We start from the raw sequence: 16,126 nt of genomic DNA, 5'->3' as shown, positions 1-16,126 counted from the left end.
CGCATACCCGGCATCCACGCAAACTTGCCGGCGCGTGTGGCGGCGCCCTGGACTTCTACATACTGGCCGGTGATGTCGGAGATAGACGGTATGCGGATTCTATCGCCGGCTTGCACGCGGGCGTTCTGGCCCTGCTGGGCGGTGTAGTCTGCCTCTGCGATGATGCGCAGGAAGTCCTGGTTGGTGCGTTCGATGTTAATGCGCTGGGGATAGGCCTGTGGGGTCAGGCCGCCAGCCATGCGCACCAGGTCGGCCAGGGTGTTGTCGCCTTTGAGCTCGTACAGGGCCGGGCGGTATACCTCGCCTGCTATGCCGGCGCGTTTGCCTACGGGCGGGATGAAGATAACGTCGCCCGGCTGCAGGCGGTTGTCTGCACTGCTGTCGCCTTTGAGGAGCAGGTCGTACAAATCAAGCGTGCCTACGAGTTTGCCGTTGCGTTTGTGTTGTACGTTACGCAGGGAGCCGTTTTGCTTTACCCCGCCAGAAACATACAGGGCGTTGGTGATGGTAGACAGGGAGCTGACGGTGTAGGAGCCGGGGTTGCGGGCTTCACCCAGCACGAACACCCGCATGCTGCGCAGTTCGCCCAGGGTAATGGAGGCTTCTACGCCGATGTACTGTTCAGATACCCGCTTGCGGATTTGTTGGCGGGCTTCGTTGAAGCTCAGGCCTGCCACGGTGACCGGGCCGGAATCCGGGAAGCTGATGGTGCCATCGCGGCTGATGGGCAGTTCCAGGTTCTGGTTCTGGTTGCCCCACATTTGTACGCGCAGAACATCGCCGGGGCCCAGGGTGTAATCGGAGGGCACGGGGATTTCCGTTACCGGCGCAAAGGTGGTGGGGCTGCCAGCGAAGAGGTCGTAGCCGTAGGGCTTGAGGCCGCCGTTTTTGGCGGTTTGTTTGTCTTCCTGCTCTTTTTGTTCACGAGCCCGATCACGCTCTTCATCGGTAATGGTGGTGACTGGCTCTACCACGTTGACCTGTTCCGGGCGCTGGCTGGCGCGTTGGCTGCCGGTGATGTTGTTAAGGTCTACGCCGTATTGGCTGGCCAGGGCTTCCTGCTGGGCCCTTGGAAGTTGCTTGAACTGGTTAAGCTGGGCCTGGCTAATGGATTGGGCTTGGCTGGTAAGTGGGAGTAGAAGAACAAGTGGGACTAGGAGCTTTTTGATATTCACAGAGTTGGGTCCGGGTCTTCTTGGTTAGAATCTGTAAGTCCAGCTGGCACCGAAAGACCATTGGTCTTTTTTACCGCTGATGTATTCGACTTTTTTGTCGGTGGCCTGGAGGTTCAGGTCTAGCCAGCCGTTGAGTACCTGGGTGCCGTAGCCTAGCTGCAGTATTGCTATGTCCTGGCTGTTTGCCGGGGCGGTGAAAAAAACTTTGTCGTTGGGGGCGACTACTCGGCTGCCGCCGTCTTTGTTGAGCTCGGCGTAGCTGGCTTTGGCGGTAACATTGCTGCCGCTGGGCAGGAAGTGGTAAGCGCCAAGGGTGACGGCTACGGCGTCGCCTTCAAAGCTGGTGGCCATGTTACGGCCGTAATAACGGTAACCGGTGCGGTAGCGGCTGTGTTCGAAGGCTACGTTTGGCACGGCACTGCCCATAAAGTCGTCGGCCAGGGTGTTGACGTATTCCAGAAACCATTGTTGATCTGCATTGAACAACTGGCTGGTCCAGTCCGCACCAAACAACCACGATTTCTTTGCAGGGAAAGCGCCAGCTTCGTCTTCGCCCATCATCTCCATGTAAAGGCCCATGCTTTGCTGGCCGATGCTGAAGCCGTAGCGGATATCTACGCTACCCAACTGATCGCCTGGGTCGTCTTCTTCCAGCTGGCCGTTATCGCGGCCAATCAGGGCGTTCCAGATGGTTGATGCGCCTTCTGGCCGCCCTTCCCCGCCCAGGATAATGGCGCGGGACAAACCAATGTCCAGACCGCTTACGGGACGAAAGCTGAAGCGCATGCCGATGAGCTTGGCCTCGGGTACCGCGCGGTCTTTTTCAAACTGGCCGGTTAGCAGGGTGGCGTTCCAGGGGCCGAGCCAGCTTAGCCAGGGTGTTTCGAAGGCGCCTGGGTCGTTCCGGGTAACCCAAACCGAAGGCACTGGCCGGGCGTTGTTGGAAAGAATCAGGCTGGATTGCCAACCCGGGCCCCACCAACGGTCGATGGCACCGGCGCCGAATACCCAGTTACTTGCGGTGGCGGCCAGGTAGCTGCCGTCCAGGCGGAATTCTTCGTCGTCGTCCGGATCATGGGCGTAGGCGGGTTTGAGGCCTGCGGCCCAGGCGTTGCCTTGCCACTGCAGATTGAGGGAGGTGCCCGCTTTAGCCAGGGCGTTGTTCTGAAAACCGGTAAAGGCCGGGATGTCTGACTGGGCGTTTACGTTGAGCTCTGCCCGAAACCCCGGCTGGGCTTGCTGCTCCTGCTCAAACCTTAAATAGGCGCTGGCCATGCCGACGGATGGCAGGTCGGCATTGGCGGTGGCTTGGGTGCCGTTTTCCAGTGCCGCCCAGTTGAGGGGCCAGGTGGTTACGGAACGGTCCAGGTGGCCGCGGTCTGCCAGCTTTTGCACGGCAAAGCGGGCACGGGGGTCGCCCGGCTCAAGCCAGGGGGCCGCTGCTACAGAAAAGGTGCTCAGGCACGCTACCGCCCCACCGACCAGGGCCCAGTGTTTTAAGGTCATAGAATTTTGTTTTCTTACGACAAGGATAGAACGATAAAAGCAGGAGAAGAGCTCCTAACGCAATCCATGTCAGGTTGTTTGTGGTGTATGTCAGAAGAGTCGCAATTCTACGGGATGCTGTGTGTCACGCAAGTGACAAAAAGGTCGACTGTTTATTTTTCAGGCAGTTATGGGTGTTAAAGTTTGTCAAAGGTTTGTTATTGCAAGTAACTTGGTCACATTTTGGGCGTTTCATTGAAGATGACTCTGATGTCGGGAGATTGGCGCTGGCATATGGGTGGGGTCTGACCCCCGAGGGGTCAGACCCCTTTGTAGATTGGTTGTGGGGTGCTGCTGGTCAAAAGTGACCCCGAGCCGTCAGACCCCTTTGTAGACTGGTTGTTGGGTGCTGCTGGTCAAAAAAGGGTCAGTCCCCGTTTGGGGACAGACCCCCAAAAAAAAGCCCGCGGCAGTGGCGGGCAAGCAGAACAAGCGACTTCAGTCTCGGTCAGGTCGGCTTCGCGCTGTGCGGGGCACCACAGTCAGCGCTACGAGACTGGGCGAATCAAGCAGCTTAGAGGAGGTCTTCGCGCGGGGCCGAGCCCTTTGCTTGATTCGCATTTATTATGCTATACGATGTTTACGATTATTTCACGATGATTTGATAATTTTTTTGGAATAAATTTTTCCGGGTTATTTCCTGTTTGCGGTTGACCAAAGCGCCGGCGGATTTGTGCAGGTTTTGCCATATGTCTGGGCTCTTCACCCTCTGTACAGTAGGCGAAAGTGTTTTCATCCAACAGTTCGATAAAAATTGGGCGCGGTCGATTTTGGGACAAACTGTATGCCGAGCCAGCTGCTGTCGGCAGACAATGAAGAAGAATGACGGAGCTGAAGGATTGATCTTGCAGTTTTAGGTGTCATAATCACCCAATATAGTAAGCATGAGATGGTTTATACGAATACGCTAACAAAGACAAAAAGAGGCGACACCATGAAATACCCACGGCTAACCCGGCTGTACCAGCGCAGCCTGCGCACTCTGAACTCGTTTGCCCCCGGCAAGAGCCTGCTGATCGCGGGCGCGGCCCTCACGGTGGCGGGCTGTTCTGCCAACCCGGTGTACACCACCACCGGCATGGTGCTTACAAATTACGCAGAGAGCGAAGCCACCCCCTATGTATTGGAGATGAAAGACCCAGAGATGGCTTGTGCCCTGGGCCTGTCGCTAGACCCACTGGTGTATTCGTTCTCTCGGGTGATGTCACCACCCGATACCACCGGTGCTTTGTTGATGTTGCTGGCCGCGAACTGTTCTGAGTATCAGGCCATGGAGTCTGAGATCCATTATCTGCGGGCCAATCACGCGGGTGATGTGAATAACGCCCGTGATGCCCGGGAGCAGGTAAAGCGGTTGAATGCCGATATCGCCCACCGCCGGTTGACGGCCTTTGAGCGCGCGATGGCGGCTTACAAGTTTGACCCCGGCGCCGAGCCCCTGGAGTGCCCTTTTCTGTTTAACGAGCAAGACGAGCTGACCTTTATGATGGGCCTGGTTACTGGCTTGCAGGCGATTGTTAACGACGCCAACTCTGGCGCCATGGCGGGCATTCCGCGCAACATCGCGCCCCAGGCTGAGCGAGCCGTGCAGTGCATTGATAACGAAAAGTGGGCCGGCGTACCGAACGCGGTGCGGGCCCTGGTATGGTTGCTGCTGCCCGATACCCGCCCACCCATGTCGCCTGATCCCTGGCGGGTGCTGGCCAACAGCCGGGCGCTGGGCTTTGAGGGCGGGCACCGTGTAGCCAGTGCTCTGGAGGTGGTCGCGGCAGAAACCTTTGGCCGGCCAGATGTGCTGGAAGATGCCCTGAGAGCCGCCGCCAACGCAGAAAACTCTATGAAAGTGTCTGAGGACTATCGCCTGCTGGATGCCGTAGCGCGACGGATTCTGTTGCACGCTTCTGACAAGCACTGGGCCGCCAATTACGGCTACCGCACGCCGTCAAACTCGTTTGGCAGCCTGTCGCCGGTGTCTTCCAGCCGCTCAACCGAAGTCATGGATCTGGACGGCCTGCTGTAAGGCCGTCCGGGCGAGTTAAAACAATCACAAGCCATAACCGGAGTAACATCATGCGTAAATTTCTTGGAGCCCTGGCACTGACCTGTGCCGCACCGCTGGCCTCGGCCAATACGGTGTCTGTGTGTGTGTTTGACGTAATCGGCGCCAACGGCGACATCTTCAATGTGATGAAGGATTATGCCCTGGAGGTGCGGCCGCTGGGTGTAAACCTGCAATTAAAACCCTATACCGATGAAGGCGTGGCCGTGGGCGATTTCAACGCCGGCCAGTGTGATGCGGTTGCGGCCACAGACCTGAGAACCCGGCCGTTTAACAAGTTTACCGGCTCCATCAGCGCCGTGGGTGCCCTGCCCACCTATGACAACCTGGAAACACTGCTGGCCACGCTGTCGCAGCCCAGAGCCGCCAACCTGATGAAGAGCGAAGGTTACGAGGTGCTGGGCATTTTCCCGGTGGGGGCCGGGTATCTGTTTGTGAATGATCGCTCCATCAATACCGCCGGCGCCCTGGCGGGCAAGCGTATGGCCACTCTGGATTACCAGAAAGACGCCATCCACATGGTGAATTATGTGAAGGCCACCGTGGTGCCCTCAGACATCACCAATTTTGCCGGCAAGTTCAACAACGGTTCGGTCGATACCGCCTATGCACCGGCCTTTGCCTATGAGGCGCTGGAACTGTACAAGGGCATTACGCCAGACGGCGGTGTGGTGGAATACCCGCTGGCCCAGCTGACCGTGCAGTTGATTGCCCGTGACGGCGTGTTGGATGGCGACACGGCTCAAAAAGCGCGGGAAGCCGCATGGGGTATGTACCCGCAGGTGATGAACCTGATCAGCAGCCAGGAGGCCGCGATTCCGGATGAGAAGTGGATCAGGATTCCTCAGCAGGACATTATTGGGTACCAGGAGATGTTCCGGGAGAACCGCCTGGAGATGCGTGACGGCGTGAATAATGCGCCTTCGGTGTACGATCCACGGATGCTGAAGCTGATGGCCAACATTCGGTGCGCCAGTAACCCCGGCGCGGCAGAATGCACAGCGGATGATCGTGAGTAACTAACTGGATAAGCCCCTGCCCTGCAAGCAGGCGCGGGGGCTTTAGTCGGTGCTTGAGGTTGTTTTGGCACCCTGGGCTTGGTGGCTGGTTGAGCTGCTTGCCTGATCGCGCTTGATCAGCTGATCGGCGCTGATATCTGAGAGGGACACGGAGCCCTCGCAAAGGGCACTTAACTGCTGACGAAACTGGGCCGACATATAACGCGGCTCTGAATTCGGTTGTGAGTCTGCCGCTGCCTTGCCAGAACGGGCCCGGAGTTCCTCGCCACTGGCAAGATACACCTTTGCGCTGTGAGCGGCGATGTTCCGAACGGCATCCAGATAAGCTGTTTGATAGTCCTGGCGCATGATCGCCTCCAAATTAAGTCTTCCACCTGCCAATATCCATCTGCCAGGTTTTCATTATATTAGCCTACTTTGGCCAACTCGCTAACCATTGTCACATAATCATCATAATACTTTACAGGCGTTATCCACTCCCTGCGAACGAGGCCCTGGTCTGACGTTACGTCGTCGCGCAGGCAAGAGATCAATATGTAGCCGTAGGTCTGGTAAAAGTTTTTGATTTCATGGGCCTGACCGGCGTCTTCAGACGATTCCCAGTCGGCGTAAATCACGTATTCTTCACCGTCCAGATCAAACGCCACCATCTGGGGTGACTGTTTGCCAAAAGATTCGTGCAGGAACACGGCGTCTTTCGGCGCCCCACCGGAGCAAGGCAAGCCGTACAGAAACCAGATAACGTTGGCGACTTCGCCGTTCTGGTCCCGTTGTATTGCAACTGTCCCATCAAGAACAACAGCCATTATGCCTCCTGAGTTTACAACTCTTCGCGCCGTTGAATGGCTTCCAGGTATTCGTCCATTTCTGCCTGATCGGCAAATATGGTGAGGTCTGGTGTCAGTTTGACGATCTCAAAGACTTTTTTCACCCCTTTGCTCATCTGGCTGACACTGACCTGGCCCTTGCGGGACTTCATCAGTTTCAGGGTTTTGAAGATCACCCGTAACCCGGCCGAGCTGACAAAGGTGACACCCGCCATATTAAAGGCGACCACCCGGGTGCTGGGCCCTAAGGCCTCGGCCAGCCGCTCATCCAGTTGCGGCGCGGTGTCGCTGTCCAGCGATCCTTGCAGCTCCAGGCTGAGGGCCTCGTCCGACGTGTTGTACTGTTCAATAATGGTCAGTGGCATGTATCGTCTTCCCTGGAGCTTGTGGTGTCGAGTGTTATGGTCAGTTTGTTAACTCCATCCTGGTAACAATAGTTCATATCGTCACTCAGCTGCGCCATGATATTCAAGCCAAGCCCACCAATGGGCCGGGACTCCACCGGCTGATCGCTGACCGGCCCAACTCTGGTGGGATCAAACCCTGGCCCGGCGTATTCGAATTCAAGCTGCATAATGCCATCATGACACACAATCTCAAGCGACCACTGACAATGGTCATTTTTTGTGGCGACATGCGCCCGGATGTTGGAATGAAACTCATCGATGATGGTGTAGCATTCGTTCACCCTGTCGTTATCCAGGCACAGAGCGCCATAGTGATCACGAATTTTCTGCAGGATGCTTGCTACTGTCTCGCTCGACTGAATGGATAGTGCCATGGCGTTGTATCGTCAGTAGTGTGATGTCGTCGGATTGAGGGGCGCTCCCAGCAAAGGACAACAGCTGCTCCCGCATGTAAGTGAGCAGCCCTTCACCCTGGTTAGCTGCCCGGTAGCCCAGGTTCAGCAAGCGTTCCTCACCGAACTCCTGTCCGTTTTGGTCGAATGCCTCGGTCACGCCGTCGCTGTATAGTGTAATGCTCTGGTCCGGTCCGATTTTTGCGCTTGCCACCGCGTAGTCCACATCCTCATACACGCCAAAAGGCGCGGCAGGGTTCCCTGGCCAAAGTTTAGGGGATGTTTTGTTATCTACAAACATGGGGGCGTTGTGGCCAGCATTCAGCCATTTGATCTCACCGGTGCCCAGCTCCAGCACACCCATCACCATGGTAACGAACATGCAGGCCTCGTTAGAGCGGCAAAGTTCGTTGTTGAGGGCACGGGCAATGCCGGCCAGGTCGCCGTCCATGGATCTGGCCAGGTAGTTCAGCAGGCTGACGGTTCTGGCCATAAACAGGGCCGCCGGTGCGCCTTTGTCTGACACGTCACCCACGGCGATCAGCAGGTTACCGCTGGGCAGTCGGATCAGTTCGTACAGGTCGCCGCCAACAGCCCGCGCCGGTTGCAGCCAGGCTTCGATGGTCCAGTTACGGTATTGCTCCCGAAAATGACCAGCACCGGGCACCATAGACATCTGGATAGAGCGGGCGACCGACAGTTCCCCTTCCAGTTTTTTCCGCTGGCGTTGTTCGTTTTCCACGTCGCTGGCGAGTGAATGCACCAAGCGGCGGTTCAGCAGCACGGTGCGCACCATAGAACCAATCACTTGAAGGTGGTCGATGGTCGCCTGGGCGATGTAGATGAAACGGGACTGGACCGCCAGAAAGCCGATAAAGCTGTTCTCGCCCTGTTCATCATTCAGGGCGGTAAGAAGAATGGGCTTGGGCTCATCGCTCAGCCGAATGCGGTCGTAGAGGGCGTCTTGCGGCGTCAGGTACTCGGCGGGGCTGTCTTGAAGCATGTTGGTGACCACCTGCCCGGCGATGGGCTGGATGGCTGCACCGGGGTTTTCCGCGTGGGCGGTGTCTGGCGTGTTGTGCCGGATGGTGGCAAGGCAGGCGAAGGCTTGGTCATCACCGCCACGTTCCCACAACGCCAGGGCTCCGAGCTCGTAATGGCTGACCACACGATGCAACAGGTAACGCAGGTTGGGTTCAAACTCCTCGCCGCTTGGCAGGTTGACCAGATCAACCCCCATTTGCCGGATGAAGCGTTCGCTGGCGGCGGCGGCTTCCATGGCTCTTTGCCATTGTTTGCGCTCAATGGCCAGGCCGGTGAGTGACACGATGGAGGCCAGGTCGTCGAGTTGTTGTTCGTCTGGATTTCTGGGCCGGTGGCTGAACACCGTGACCACACCCAGTAGCTCATCCCGCTGGCTGACGATAGGCTCCGACCAGGAGGCCCGCAGACCCAGATCGGCGACGACACGGGTGTAACCTTGCCAGCGGTGGTCGTCCAGAATCGATTCACACAGGGTGCGATTGCGGGTGTAGGCAGCGGTGCCGATGGAGGTGCTGCCGTAGCGGGCCGGAATGGCGGGCAAGGTCTCACGGAAGGCTTTGGCCAGGCCGCTGTTGCCAAGAGGCGTTAACGAATCTCGCTGTTGATCGTAACGGGTGATCAGGCAGCGGGTGTTCTGCAGGCGAATCTCGGCCAGCTTACACAGGCTGTCGGCCAGGTTTTCCATAGGCGCACTGCTGTTGATGCCGGTCAGGATGCGGTTACGCAGTTTGTTGGCCGCCTGGTTCATTTTATAAGCGTGGATGTTGTTGGCACTCAAAGTGCGAGCTGGCCGGCCCTCAAAAACGGTGTTGCTGAGGTAGCAGTCCATCCAGATACCGGCCTTGGCAGACGCACTGAACAGCCACTCCTGTCGCAGAAAACCCGACGCTTTCAATTGGCTGGTCCAGCGTTCAAAATCCAGCAATGAATAAGGGCTGGGCTGCCACGCATCGGGCCGCATGAGCACTGTGTCTGACAGCTGTTCTACGGTGTCACAGTCGAACAGCTCCAGGGCCTGGCGGTTGGCAAACAGCAGCGTGAGGGTAACGCGATCAAACACCATAATCACCGCTGAACCCTGGTCCAGCATGGCGCGGGTATCAGACATAGACGAACGCAGCCGGCGCTGGGCATCTTCGTTGGCCCTGGCCAGTTCTTGCTCACGCCGTCGGTTTTGTTTGCGGGCGCGCAGGTGCAGTAGTAATCCGGCCAACAAAGCCAGAGCCAGTGCCGCCGTGAGCAGCAATTCGGGTTGCTTAATCAAGAACGACATTCTCAACCAACTGTGAGCCGGTTTGTTCGGCGCCAAGGACGCGCAGCTGCATGCCGCCGAGATCTGCGCCCAGGGCAGAGAGCAGCGGTGAGACCAGGCTGGTGACGACCGTCTCGACCGCCAATGAGAGCAGGCTCGTAAGTGGGCTGGCAATGCCACTGATTAATGCATCAATGATATCTCGCTCGCGGCTACTGGTTGAGCCGCTGCATTTCAGCAACGATAGGTTGGTCACTTCTGCGTTGATGCTATCCACGCCGCCCGTGGATGACATAGACGCGGTTTCGCACACACCACCAGGACAATAAAGGTTATAGCTTTGGAGGATGTCGTTGTTGGCACTGGCTCCAATGTTTACGTCTGCATCGGCGCTGAGGCAAAGGTCCATATCAACCAGGGGTATTCCTAACAGTTTGACATCCACGTCTAGAATCGGAGCATAGATTGGCTCAGGCACGACTTGCTGTGTGGCAGGATCCAGAGTTCCGGATTGTGCACTAACGGCATTGCCCTGCACCCTGAAGTCAAAGTTCGTGGCGTTGCTATCGCCTTTGGCACAATCTGCGCCCTCGAAAATCGCATTACCACCCCCTACCGATACCACCAACGGCACCCTGACAGGACTATTCAGTAATTTAACGGTCGGAAGGCCAACAAGATCAAGCAGGCCAGACAAACCATCAGTGGCGCTTCCAATGAGACCAGAGCCAAGCTCAATCTCAACGATAGCCTCCAGGCTTATGTCGGCCGCTTTCACCGTCGTCAACCATTGGCCGTTATCGTCCTGCCGGGCTGGGCCAATAACAATTTTGGGCGGCTCGTCTACCCACAGGCTCAAGGTAACGTCAACGCCTGCCAGTAAGCTTTCAGACCCCACCAGGGTGTTTAACAACGGTGAGTCACTCGTATCCAGATCAAGCGAAAGCAAACCGCTACCGGCCTGATTTGACGCACGAACGCTGTTCATTACCAGGCTGACCACAAAATCATAAACGGGCACCGTGGTTTGCTGCGGACTGGGGGGCTCTGCCAGTACCTCAAAAATAGCAGAGGCACTCAGGCCGCTTAGGCCCAGGGCGCCGCTCAAGTCGTCAACCACCCTGCCCGCCGGCGCTGTGGTTCCGCCGGCCAGGCTCACCACGGCATCCAGTACGTCCAGCAGCGGTTCGTCGACCAGATTGGTCAGGTTGTCCACACCGAGGGCAGCCAAAAGATCCCCCAGCCCGATCAAGGTATTTTCAAGGCTGTTGAGATCGGTTGCATCCAGACTGTAGCCAGGCATGCCCAGCAGGCTGCCGATCAACAGGCCCAGCAGGCCGTCTTCCACGGTGGCGGTGGAACCCGCCCCGCTCAATGTGGCATAGACTTCTTTACGGGCGACCGCGTCTGCCGAGATGGTTATGGCCGGGAAAATCGACTGCGGCAAAAAGAAGGATATGGGCTCTTGGCGGGTGTATCGCACCAGAGCAGCGTTGGTCTGGGCCATTTCGGAGGATGGGTTTCGGCTGGCGAAGCGCATCGGGCTACTGGCCGTTTGCCCCGAGCGCAGAATGCCCGGAATGATCTCCAGTGCGCTTGCATCGCCACTGAACCCTGCCGCCTCGGCCGCCAACAAGCCCCGTTGCTGCATTTTGTTCCACGCCGGGTCTACGCTGCAGGTCTGGGCTTCATCAGCAGCGGCGGTGGCTGCGGAATTAACGATGGACTGCATCTCAGACTGGAGCAACAGGAGCCTGGAGGCATCAATCAACAAGGTGACGAAGATGAACACCAGCACCAGCAACAGGGGCGTTGCAAAAATGAGAGCTCCACGCTGCCGGGCTTTGGTGATCCTGGTCTTAGTCATTGCGGGTAGACTCCCCTATGCGCTGGGGAATGGGTTGCCGGAATGAATCCGACAGCCGGTCCAGCGTTTGAATCACCATCGGCTCGCTCAGCTCACCGCCTTTGGCGGGGTGCCTGGCCTGATCTTCCAGAATCTTGCTAACGTTGGCGGGCTGCTCCAGATCAAACGAAAGCCCGGCCAGTTGGTTGGCCTGCCGGATGCCGGCGGCGATCTGCTCGTCACTCAGGGCAATCTGTTGTTGCAACTGTTGAATCCCGGCTTTGCCACCGTTCAGGTAGTAAGCGGCGATCAGGTTCTGACGGGTAGATGCCTTGCCCCGAGACAATTCGTAAGCGGTGCGCAGTTCAAACGCAGCCCGGTCGTAGCGGCCCGCCTGCATCAATGCATAACCCAGATCGTTACGGATGTCGGCATTGGCCGGGGCCTGGTCTTTGGCAGCAGACAAGTGCTCGATGGCCTGGATAACCTCACCTTTTTTCACCTTCACCACGCCCAGACCATGCAGTGCCTGGTGCGAGCCGCACTCATCAACAATGGCCTGAAAAACGCCTTCGGAGGTCTCCAGCTGGTCCACCTGCCCCAGCAACTGAGCCCAACGTAGCCAGTGGGCCTGGGTGCCAAACGACAGCGCTTCTAACTGGGCCAGCGCAGCGTAGTGCTGGCGATCTTCCATAGCGGCGTCGATGGCGTCTAGCTCTACCCGGTGTTCTGGCTGCACCACGTTTGAACAATTGATCAGATAGACTGGATTTTGCGGTGATGACTGTGCGCTCGCAGGGCCGGAGTGGCTGGCCACCGACGAACACCCGGCCAGCACCAGGCCGATCCCGACAACGCTCAGCTTTGCGGCAGTTTGCTGCCATTTTTGTGATCTGCTCAGTGCCCACATGGTCAGAAGGGTTCCTTTATCATGGCGATTACCGGTTAACGCTGAAAGGCATCAAGAATCGACAGCACCGCAGGGCCACCGATCAACATAAACAGGGACGGCAACATGAAAATCATCATGATCACGGTCATCCTGGCGCCAATTTTGTTGGTGTCTTCTTTAAGCTTGCTGCGCTCTTCGTGTTGAGCCTCTTCAACGATCTGGTCCAGGCCACCGGCCACTTTGGAGCCGAGCGTGCCGGACTGTTTCATCAGGGCTACGTAGCTTCTCAACACGGTCAGATTGCGGTTTCTGCCCAGCTCTTCCAGCGCCACAGTGCGGTCGGCGCCGCTTTCCATCACCCGATTGAAACGATCGATGCGCTGGATCAGCCGGGGCATGAGGTCGCGGGCCTGGTGCGAGATAAGCTTGAGTGAGCGTTCGGGGCTAAGGCCGGCCTCCATCAGCATTCTGGTCATGTGGCAGAGTTCTATGGCCTCTCGGTTTTGCAGTTTTTCTGCGTCTGCGCCGGCACTGCGAATAAAGCGCCGGGGCAGATAAAAACCTGCCAGCAGCGCCAGGCTGGCCATCACAACATCCGTCGTCCGGAAGGCAAGCACCGCTACCACCACCGGAACCATCCAGCACCAGAGCAGGTAGCTGCGGCGGGCTTGAATCGGCGTTTTGCCGGTGGCGTCCAGGGCAGGCTCCAGCTCGCGGAAGTCGGAGGCAAACAGTTTTTTGTCCACCAGCCAGAGCAAAAACTCGTTGAAGGCGGTTTCGTGGCTGTCGCCTTCCATCAACATGCGCCGGTGGCGCAGTCGGGCATGCACCCGCGCCCGCAAGGACCAGCGTGGCGCGTAATAAAACGCCAGTACCACAGACGCCAGGGCCAGAACCGCCGCCAGTACCAGGCTAAGATTAAGCACGGCCCACCCCCCGGATCAGGTTCCAGATCATCAGTATCCCCACCAGTTGCAGGCCGCCGGAGATCATCAACAGGGTGTGGCCGGTATCTGACTGCAGCAGTTTTTCAGAGAACTGTTCGTTCACCACCACCATATAAACCGCCAGTCCCGGGGGCATGATGGCGAAGGTAACAGCGGTAAAGCGGGTTTCTGCAGTGGCCGCCATAAATTCCCGCCGCAGCTCCTGTTGCGAGCGAATGGTTTTGGCCACTTCAAACAACACCGGCTTGACCGACGAGCCGAACCGAGTGGAGGTTCTGAGTGCAATAGCCACCTGGGTAAACGCCGGTATTTGATAAAAACTGGCAAAGGCATCCAGTACCTGGGTGTAATCCCGGCCCTGGCTGACGGCATTTTTTAACCGAAACACCATGGGATCGAACACCGGGGAGGCATCGCCAAAAGCGGACACAATGCTTTGTTCAACCGAGCGACCAACCGATATAGAGCGCAGCATGCCATCCAGGATGCCGGGGAGTTCTTCAAAGATCTGACGGCGCTGACGTTCAAACTTAACCCGCCAGGTGGTGATCGACACGGTCACTACAAAAAAGATCGCCACGGCGGCCTCCACCGGACCGCGGAGCAACAGTATCGTGAGCACCAGCGCCACCACCACCGCTACCATAAACATGAACCGCGCACCGGAGATGTGAAAGCCCGCCCGCAGCAGCACTTTTTCCAGGGGGCCCAGATCGATAACCGAGGTTTTTTTCTCAACGATGACCTCAGCTGCCAGACGGTTGGCGGTTCGCCGCTTCAGATCCCCCGCCACTCGCACACGGCCCAGCACCAGCTGCAGCATGATGGTAATTAAGGCCCCAAGGCCTGCCAAGAGACACGCCAGCCAGATCAGCTGAGTGCTCACGGGGCCACCTCAAGGTCTTCCGGTTTCAACCAGTCCATCTCGCTGGAGCGGTACAGAATGTCCATATGGTAGGGATCAGCCTTGGTGGGGCTTAAGGCCACCACTTCGCTGACCATACGGCGGCCGTTAGGCAAGCGAGTCAGCTGCACCACCGCATCCAGCGACGAGCCAATCAGCCGGGCGATGGCCCGTTCGCCGGCGTCGTAGCCATTCACCGCCAGCAGTGTCTCAATGCGAATCATCGCGTCTTTGGCGGAATTGGAGTGGATGGTGCTCATGGAGCCTTCGTGGCCGGTGTTCATGGCCTGTAACAGCTCGATGATTTCACCAGACCGCACCTCGCCTACGATCACTCTGTCTGGGCGCATTCGCAGGGCGTTAACAATCAGGTCCCGGGCACTGACCCGGCCGGTGCCTTCGGTGTTGGCCGGGCGGGTTTCCAGCCGCACAATATGAGGGTGGTTCAGCTGCAATTCGGCGGAGTCTTCAATGGTAACGATCCGCTCGTCTTTGGGAATGAATTCGCTGAGCAGGTTCAGGATGGTGGTTTTACCGGTACCGGTACCACCGCTGATCAACAGGTTGCGGCGCGATTCGACGATGTTGGAGAGCAGGTCCAGGCACTCGCGGGTCATAGAACCCAGGTTGACCAGTTCATTGGCGGTCAGATGCTTGTTGGAGAATTTCCGGATTGACATTGAGGGGCCATCCAGCGCAATCGGCGGGATGATTGCATTAACCCGGGAGCCGTCCGGCAACCGGGCATCCACCATGGGGCTGCTTTCGTCCAGGCGCCTGCCCAGGGGTGCCAAAACGCGCCGGATGATGCGCAGCACGTGGTCGTCGTCAATAAAGCGAACCTGTACTTTTTGCAGTACGCCGGCGATTTCGACAAACACATTGCGGGCACCGTTGATCAGGATATCGTTGATCTGATCATCCGCGAGCAGCGGCTCCAGGGGCCCAAAGCCGACCACTTCGTCGACCATCTCGCGCACCAGCATGGTCTGGTCGGCCGCCGCCAGAGGGACTCGGTGGCTGGCAACGTACTGATCCACAGACGACTGGATAAACCGTTGCAGCTGTGGCCGGTCTACGCGGTCAACCTCGATGCCTTCCTCATCCAGGCGCTCGATCACGTGGGTGTGAACGTTTTTCTTGAGGGCCTGGTAGTCGTCGTCAATACGGGTAGCCATAGACCGCTCTCTCAGCTTGCGACGCGTTTAAGGGTAAATTTTCGGGGTTCGGCATTACCGGCATAGTGCTTGCGCACGAAGCCGCCCAGGCTGCGGTGGTAACTGCTTTTGTAAAGCAAATGCGACATGGGCACACCGGCGTTGATGGAATCCAGGCGGTAGCGCCACTCCAGTGGCAAGGTCAGATCGCAACGGCGCTCGATGGTCTTCTCGATATCCGCCAGCGACAGGCTGGCACGTTTTTCGTAGCCGTCGACCACCACCAGCACCTTACAGTCTTCCGAGAGCCATTCGGCCATATCGCCAAGCAGTGTTTTGGAGGCCTGCACCTGATCCACTGCCGGGTGGATCACATTAATTACCCGGCTGAGGTTGGCCCCGATGGCTCGCAGCCAGTCATGTGTGTGGGCGGCATCTACCCGGATAACCAGGTGATCAAACAGGCCCGCCAGCTGGGTGACGGCGATGTACAGATCCGCCGCGGAGTCGCCCTGCAGCAATTCCGGGCCAACCTGGCCCGACAGCAACCGCAGGCCGGGCAGATATTCTTCCAGCGCCGTATCGATAAACGCACGGTCGATGCTCTCGCCCTGGGTGATCAGCTCGTCCATGGTCAGGCGGCTGAGGTTGTCAAAATAG

The 16,126-nt window shown here is 57.8% G+C and carries 15 protein-coding genes; 2 read left to right on the top strand and 13 right to left on the bottom strand.

What is annotated here, in order from left to right; genetic code table 11:
- Both IBX51_RS11695 and IBX51_RS11690 read right to left on the bottom strand, forming a co-directional pair.
- Positions 1-1,175: polysaccharide biosynthesis/export family protein (locus tag IBX51_RS11695; RefSeq protein WP_291831432.1), on the bottom strand; the 1,175-nt coding region annotated here is incomplete at its 3' end.
- Between the two features lie 24 nt (positions 1,176-1,199).
- Entirely contained in the window at positions 1,200-2,681 is a 1,482-nt protein-coding gene (locus IBX51_RS11690) for a capsule assembly Wzi family protein (RefSeq protein WP_291831431.1), read from the bottom strand.
- 973 nt (positions 2,682-3,654) lie between these two features.
- Between IBX51_RS11690 and IBX51_RS11685 the strand changes: the two genes are divergently transcribed.
- Both IBX51_RS11685 and IBX51_RS11680 read left to right on the top strand, forming a co-directional pair.
- On the top strand, positions 3,655-4,740 hold the full coding sequence (locus IBX51_RS11685; RefSeq protein ID WP_291831430.1) for a hypothetical protein: 1,086 nt from the start codon (positions 3,655-3,657) through the stop codon (positions 4,738-4,740).
- A 47-nt stretch (positions 4,741-4,787) separates the two neighbouring features.
- Entirely contained in the window at positions 4,788-5,798 is a 1,011-nt protein-coding gene (locus IBX51_RS11680; RefSeq protein ID WP_367166351.1) for a putative solute-binding protein, read from the top strand.
- A 42-nt stretch (positions 5,799-5,840) separates the two neighbouring features.
- On the opposite strand, the gene IBX51_RS11675 is transcribed toward IBX51_RS11680, so the two are convergent.
- From IBX51_RS11675 to IBX51_RS11625, 11 genes are all read right to left on the bottom strand, one after another.
- Positions 5,841-6,146: a hypothetical protein gene (locus IBX51_RS11675; protein WP_291831428.1), complete on the bottom strand. Its 306-nt coding sequence runs from the start codon at positions 6,144-6,146 to the stop codon at positions 5,841-5,843.
- 59 nt (positions 6,147-6,205) lie between these two features.
- Positions 6,206-6,604 carry a hypothetical protein gene (locus IBX51_RS11670; protein ID WP_291831426.1) on the bottom strand — a complete coding sequence of 133 codons (399 nt, stop codon included), beginning with the start codon at positions 6,602-6,604 and terminating at the stop codon, positions 6,206-6,208.
- A 14-nt stretch (positions 6,605-6,618) separates the two neighbouring features.
- Complete coding sequence (locus IBX51_RS11665) at positions 6,619-6,990, bottom strand: STAS domain-containing protein (protein ID WP_291831425.1); 372 nt, start codon at positions 6,988-6,990, stop codon at positions 6,619-6,621.
- A complete protein-coding gene (locus IBX51_RS11660) occupies positions 6,981-7,406 on the bottom strand; it encodes an ATP-binding protein (protein ID WP_291831423.1) in 426 nt (141 codons plus the stop codon). Before IBX51_RS11660 ends, IBX51_RS11665 begins: the two co-directional genes overlap by 10 nt.
- Complete coding sequence (locus IBX51_RS11655; protein ID WP_291831422.1) at positions 7,348-9,732, bottom strand: GAF domain-containing SpoIIE family protein phosphatase; 2,385 nt, start codon at positions 9,730-9,732, stop codon at positions 7,348-7,350. Before IBX51_RS11655 ends, IBX51_RS11660 begins: the two co-directional genes overlap by 59 nt.
- A complete protein-coding gene (locus IBX51_RS11650) occupies positions 9,725-11,587 on the bottom strand; it encodes a pilus assembly protein TadG-related protein (RefSeq protein WP_291831421.1) in 1,863 nt (620 codons plus the stop codon). Before IBX51_RS11650 ends, IBX51_RS11655 begins: the two co-directional genes overlap by 8 nt.
- Positions 11,580-12,476 carry a tetratricopeptide repeat protein gene (locus IBX51_RS11645; RefSeq protein ID WP_291831420.1) on the bottom strand — a complete coding sequence of 299 codons (897 nt, stop codon included), beginning with the start codon at positions 12,474-12,476 and terminating at the stop codon, positions 11,580-11,582. The genes IBX51_RS11650 and IBX51_RS11645 overlap by 8 nt, the downstream gene beginning before the upstream one ends.
- Before the next feature lie 35 nt (positions 12,477-12,511).
- The gene (locus tag IBX51_RS11640; RefSeq protein WP_291831419.1) at positions 12,512-13,384 is read right to left on the bottom strand and encodes a type II secretion system F family protein; all 873 of its coding nucleotides are present in this window, start codon (positions 13,382-13,384) and stop codon (positions 12,512-12,514) included.
- Positions 13,377-14,291 carry a type II secretion system F family protein gene (locus IBX51_RS11635; RefSeq protein ID WP_291831418.1) on the bottom strand — a complete coding sequence of 305 codons (915 nt, stop codon included), beginning with the start codon at positions 14,289-14,291 and terminating at the stop codon, positions 13,377-13,379. Before IBX51_RS11635 ends, IBX51_RS11640 begins: the two co-directional genes overlap by 8 nt.
- Positions 14,288-15,487, bottom strand: coding sequence for a CpaF family protein (locus IBX51_RS11630; RefSeq protein WP_291831417.1), 1,200 nt, complete (start codon positions 15,485-15,487; stop codon positions 14,288-14,290). The genes IBX51_RS11635 and IBX51_RS11630 overlap by 4 nt, the downstream gene beginning before the upstream one ends.
- 11 nt (positions 15,488-15,498) lie before the next feature.
- The coding region (locus IBX51_RS11625) for a CpaE family protein (RefSeq protein WP_367166350.1) at positions 15,499-16,126 on the bottom strand (628 nt) is incomplete at its 5' end.

Origin of the sequence: Marinobacter sp. (assembly GCF_014859525.1) — a bacterium.
GTDB lineage: Bacteria > Pseudomonadota > Gammaproteobacteria > Pseudomonadales > Oleiphilaceae > Marinobacter.
This window is presented reverse-complemented; position numbering and strand designations above follow the sequence as displayed.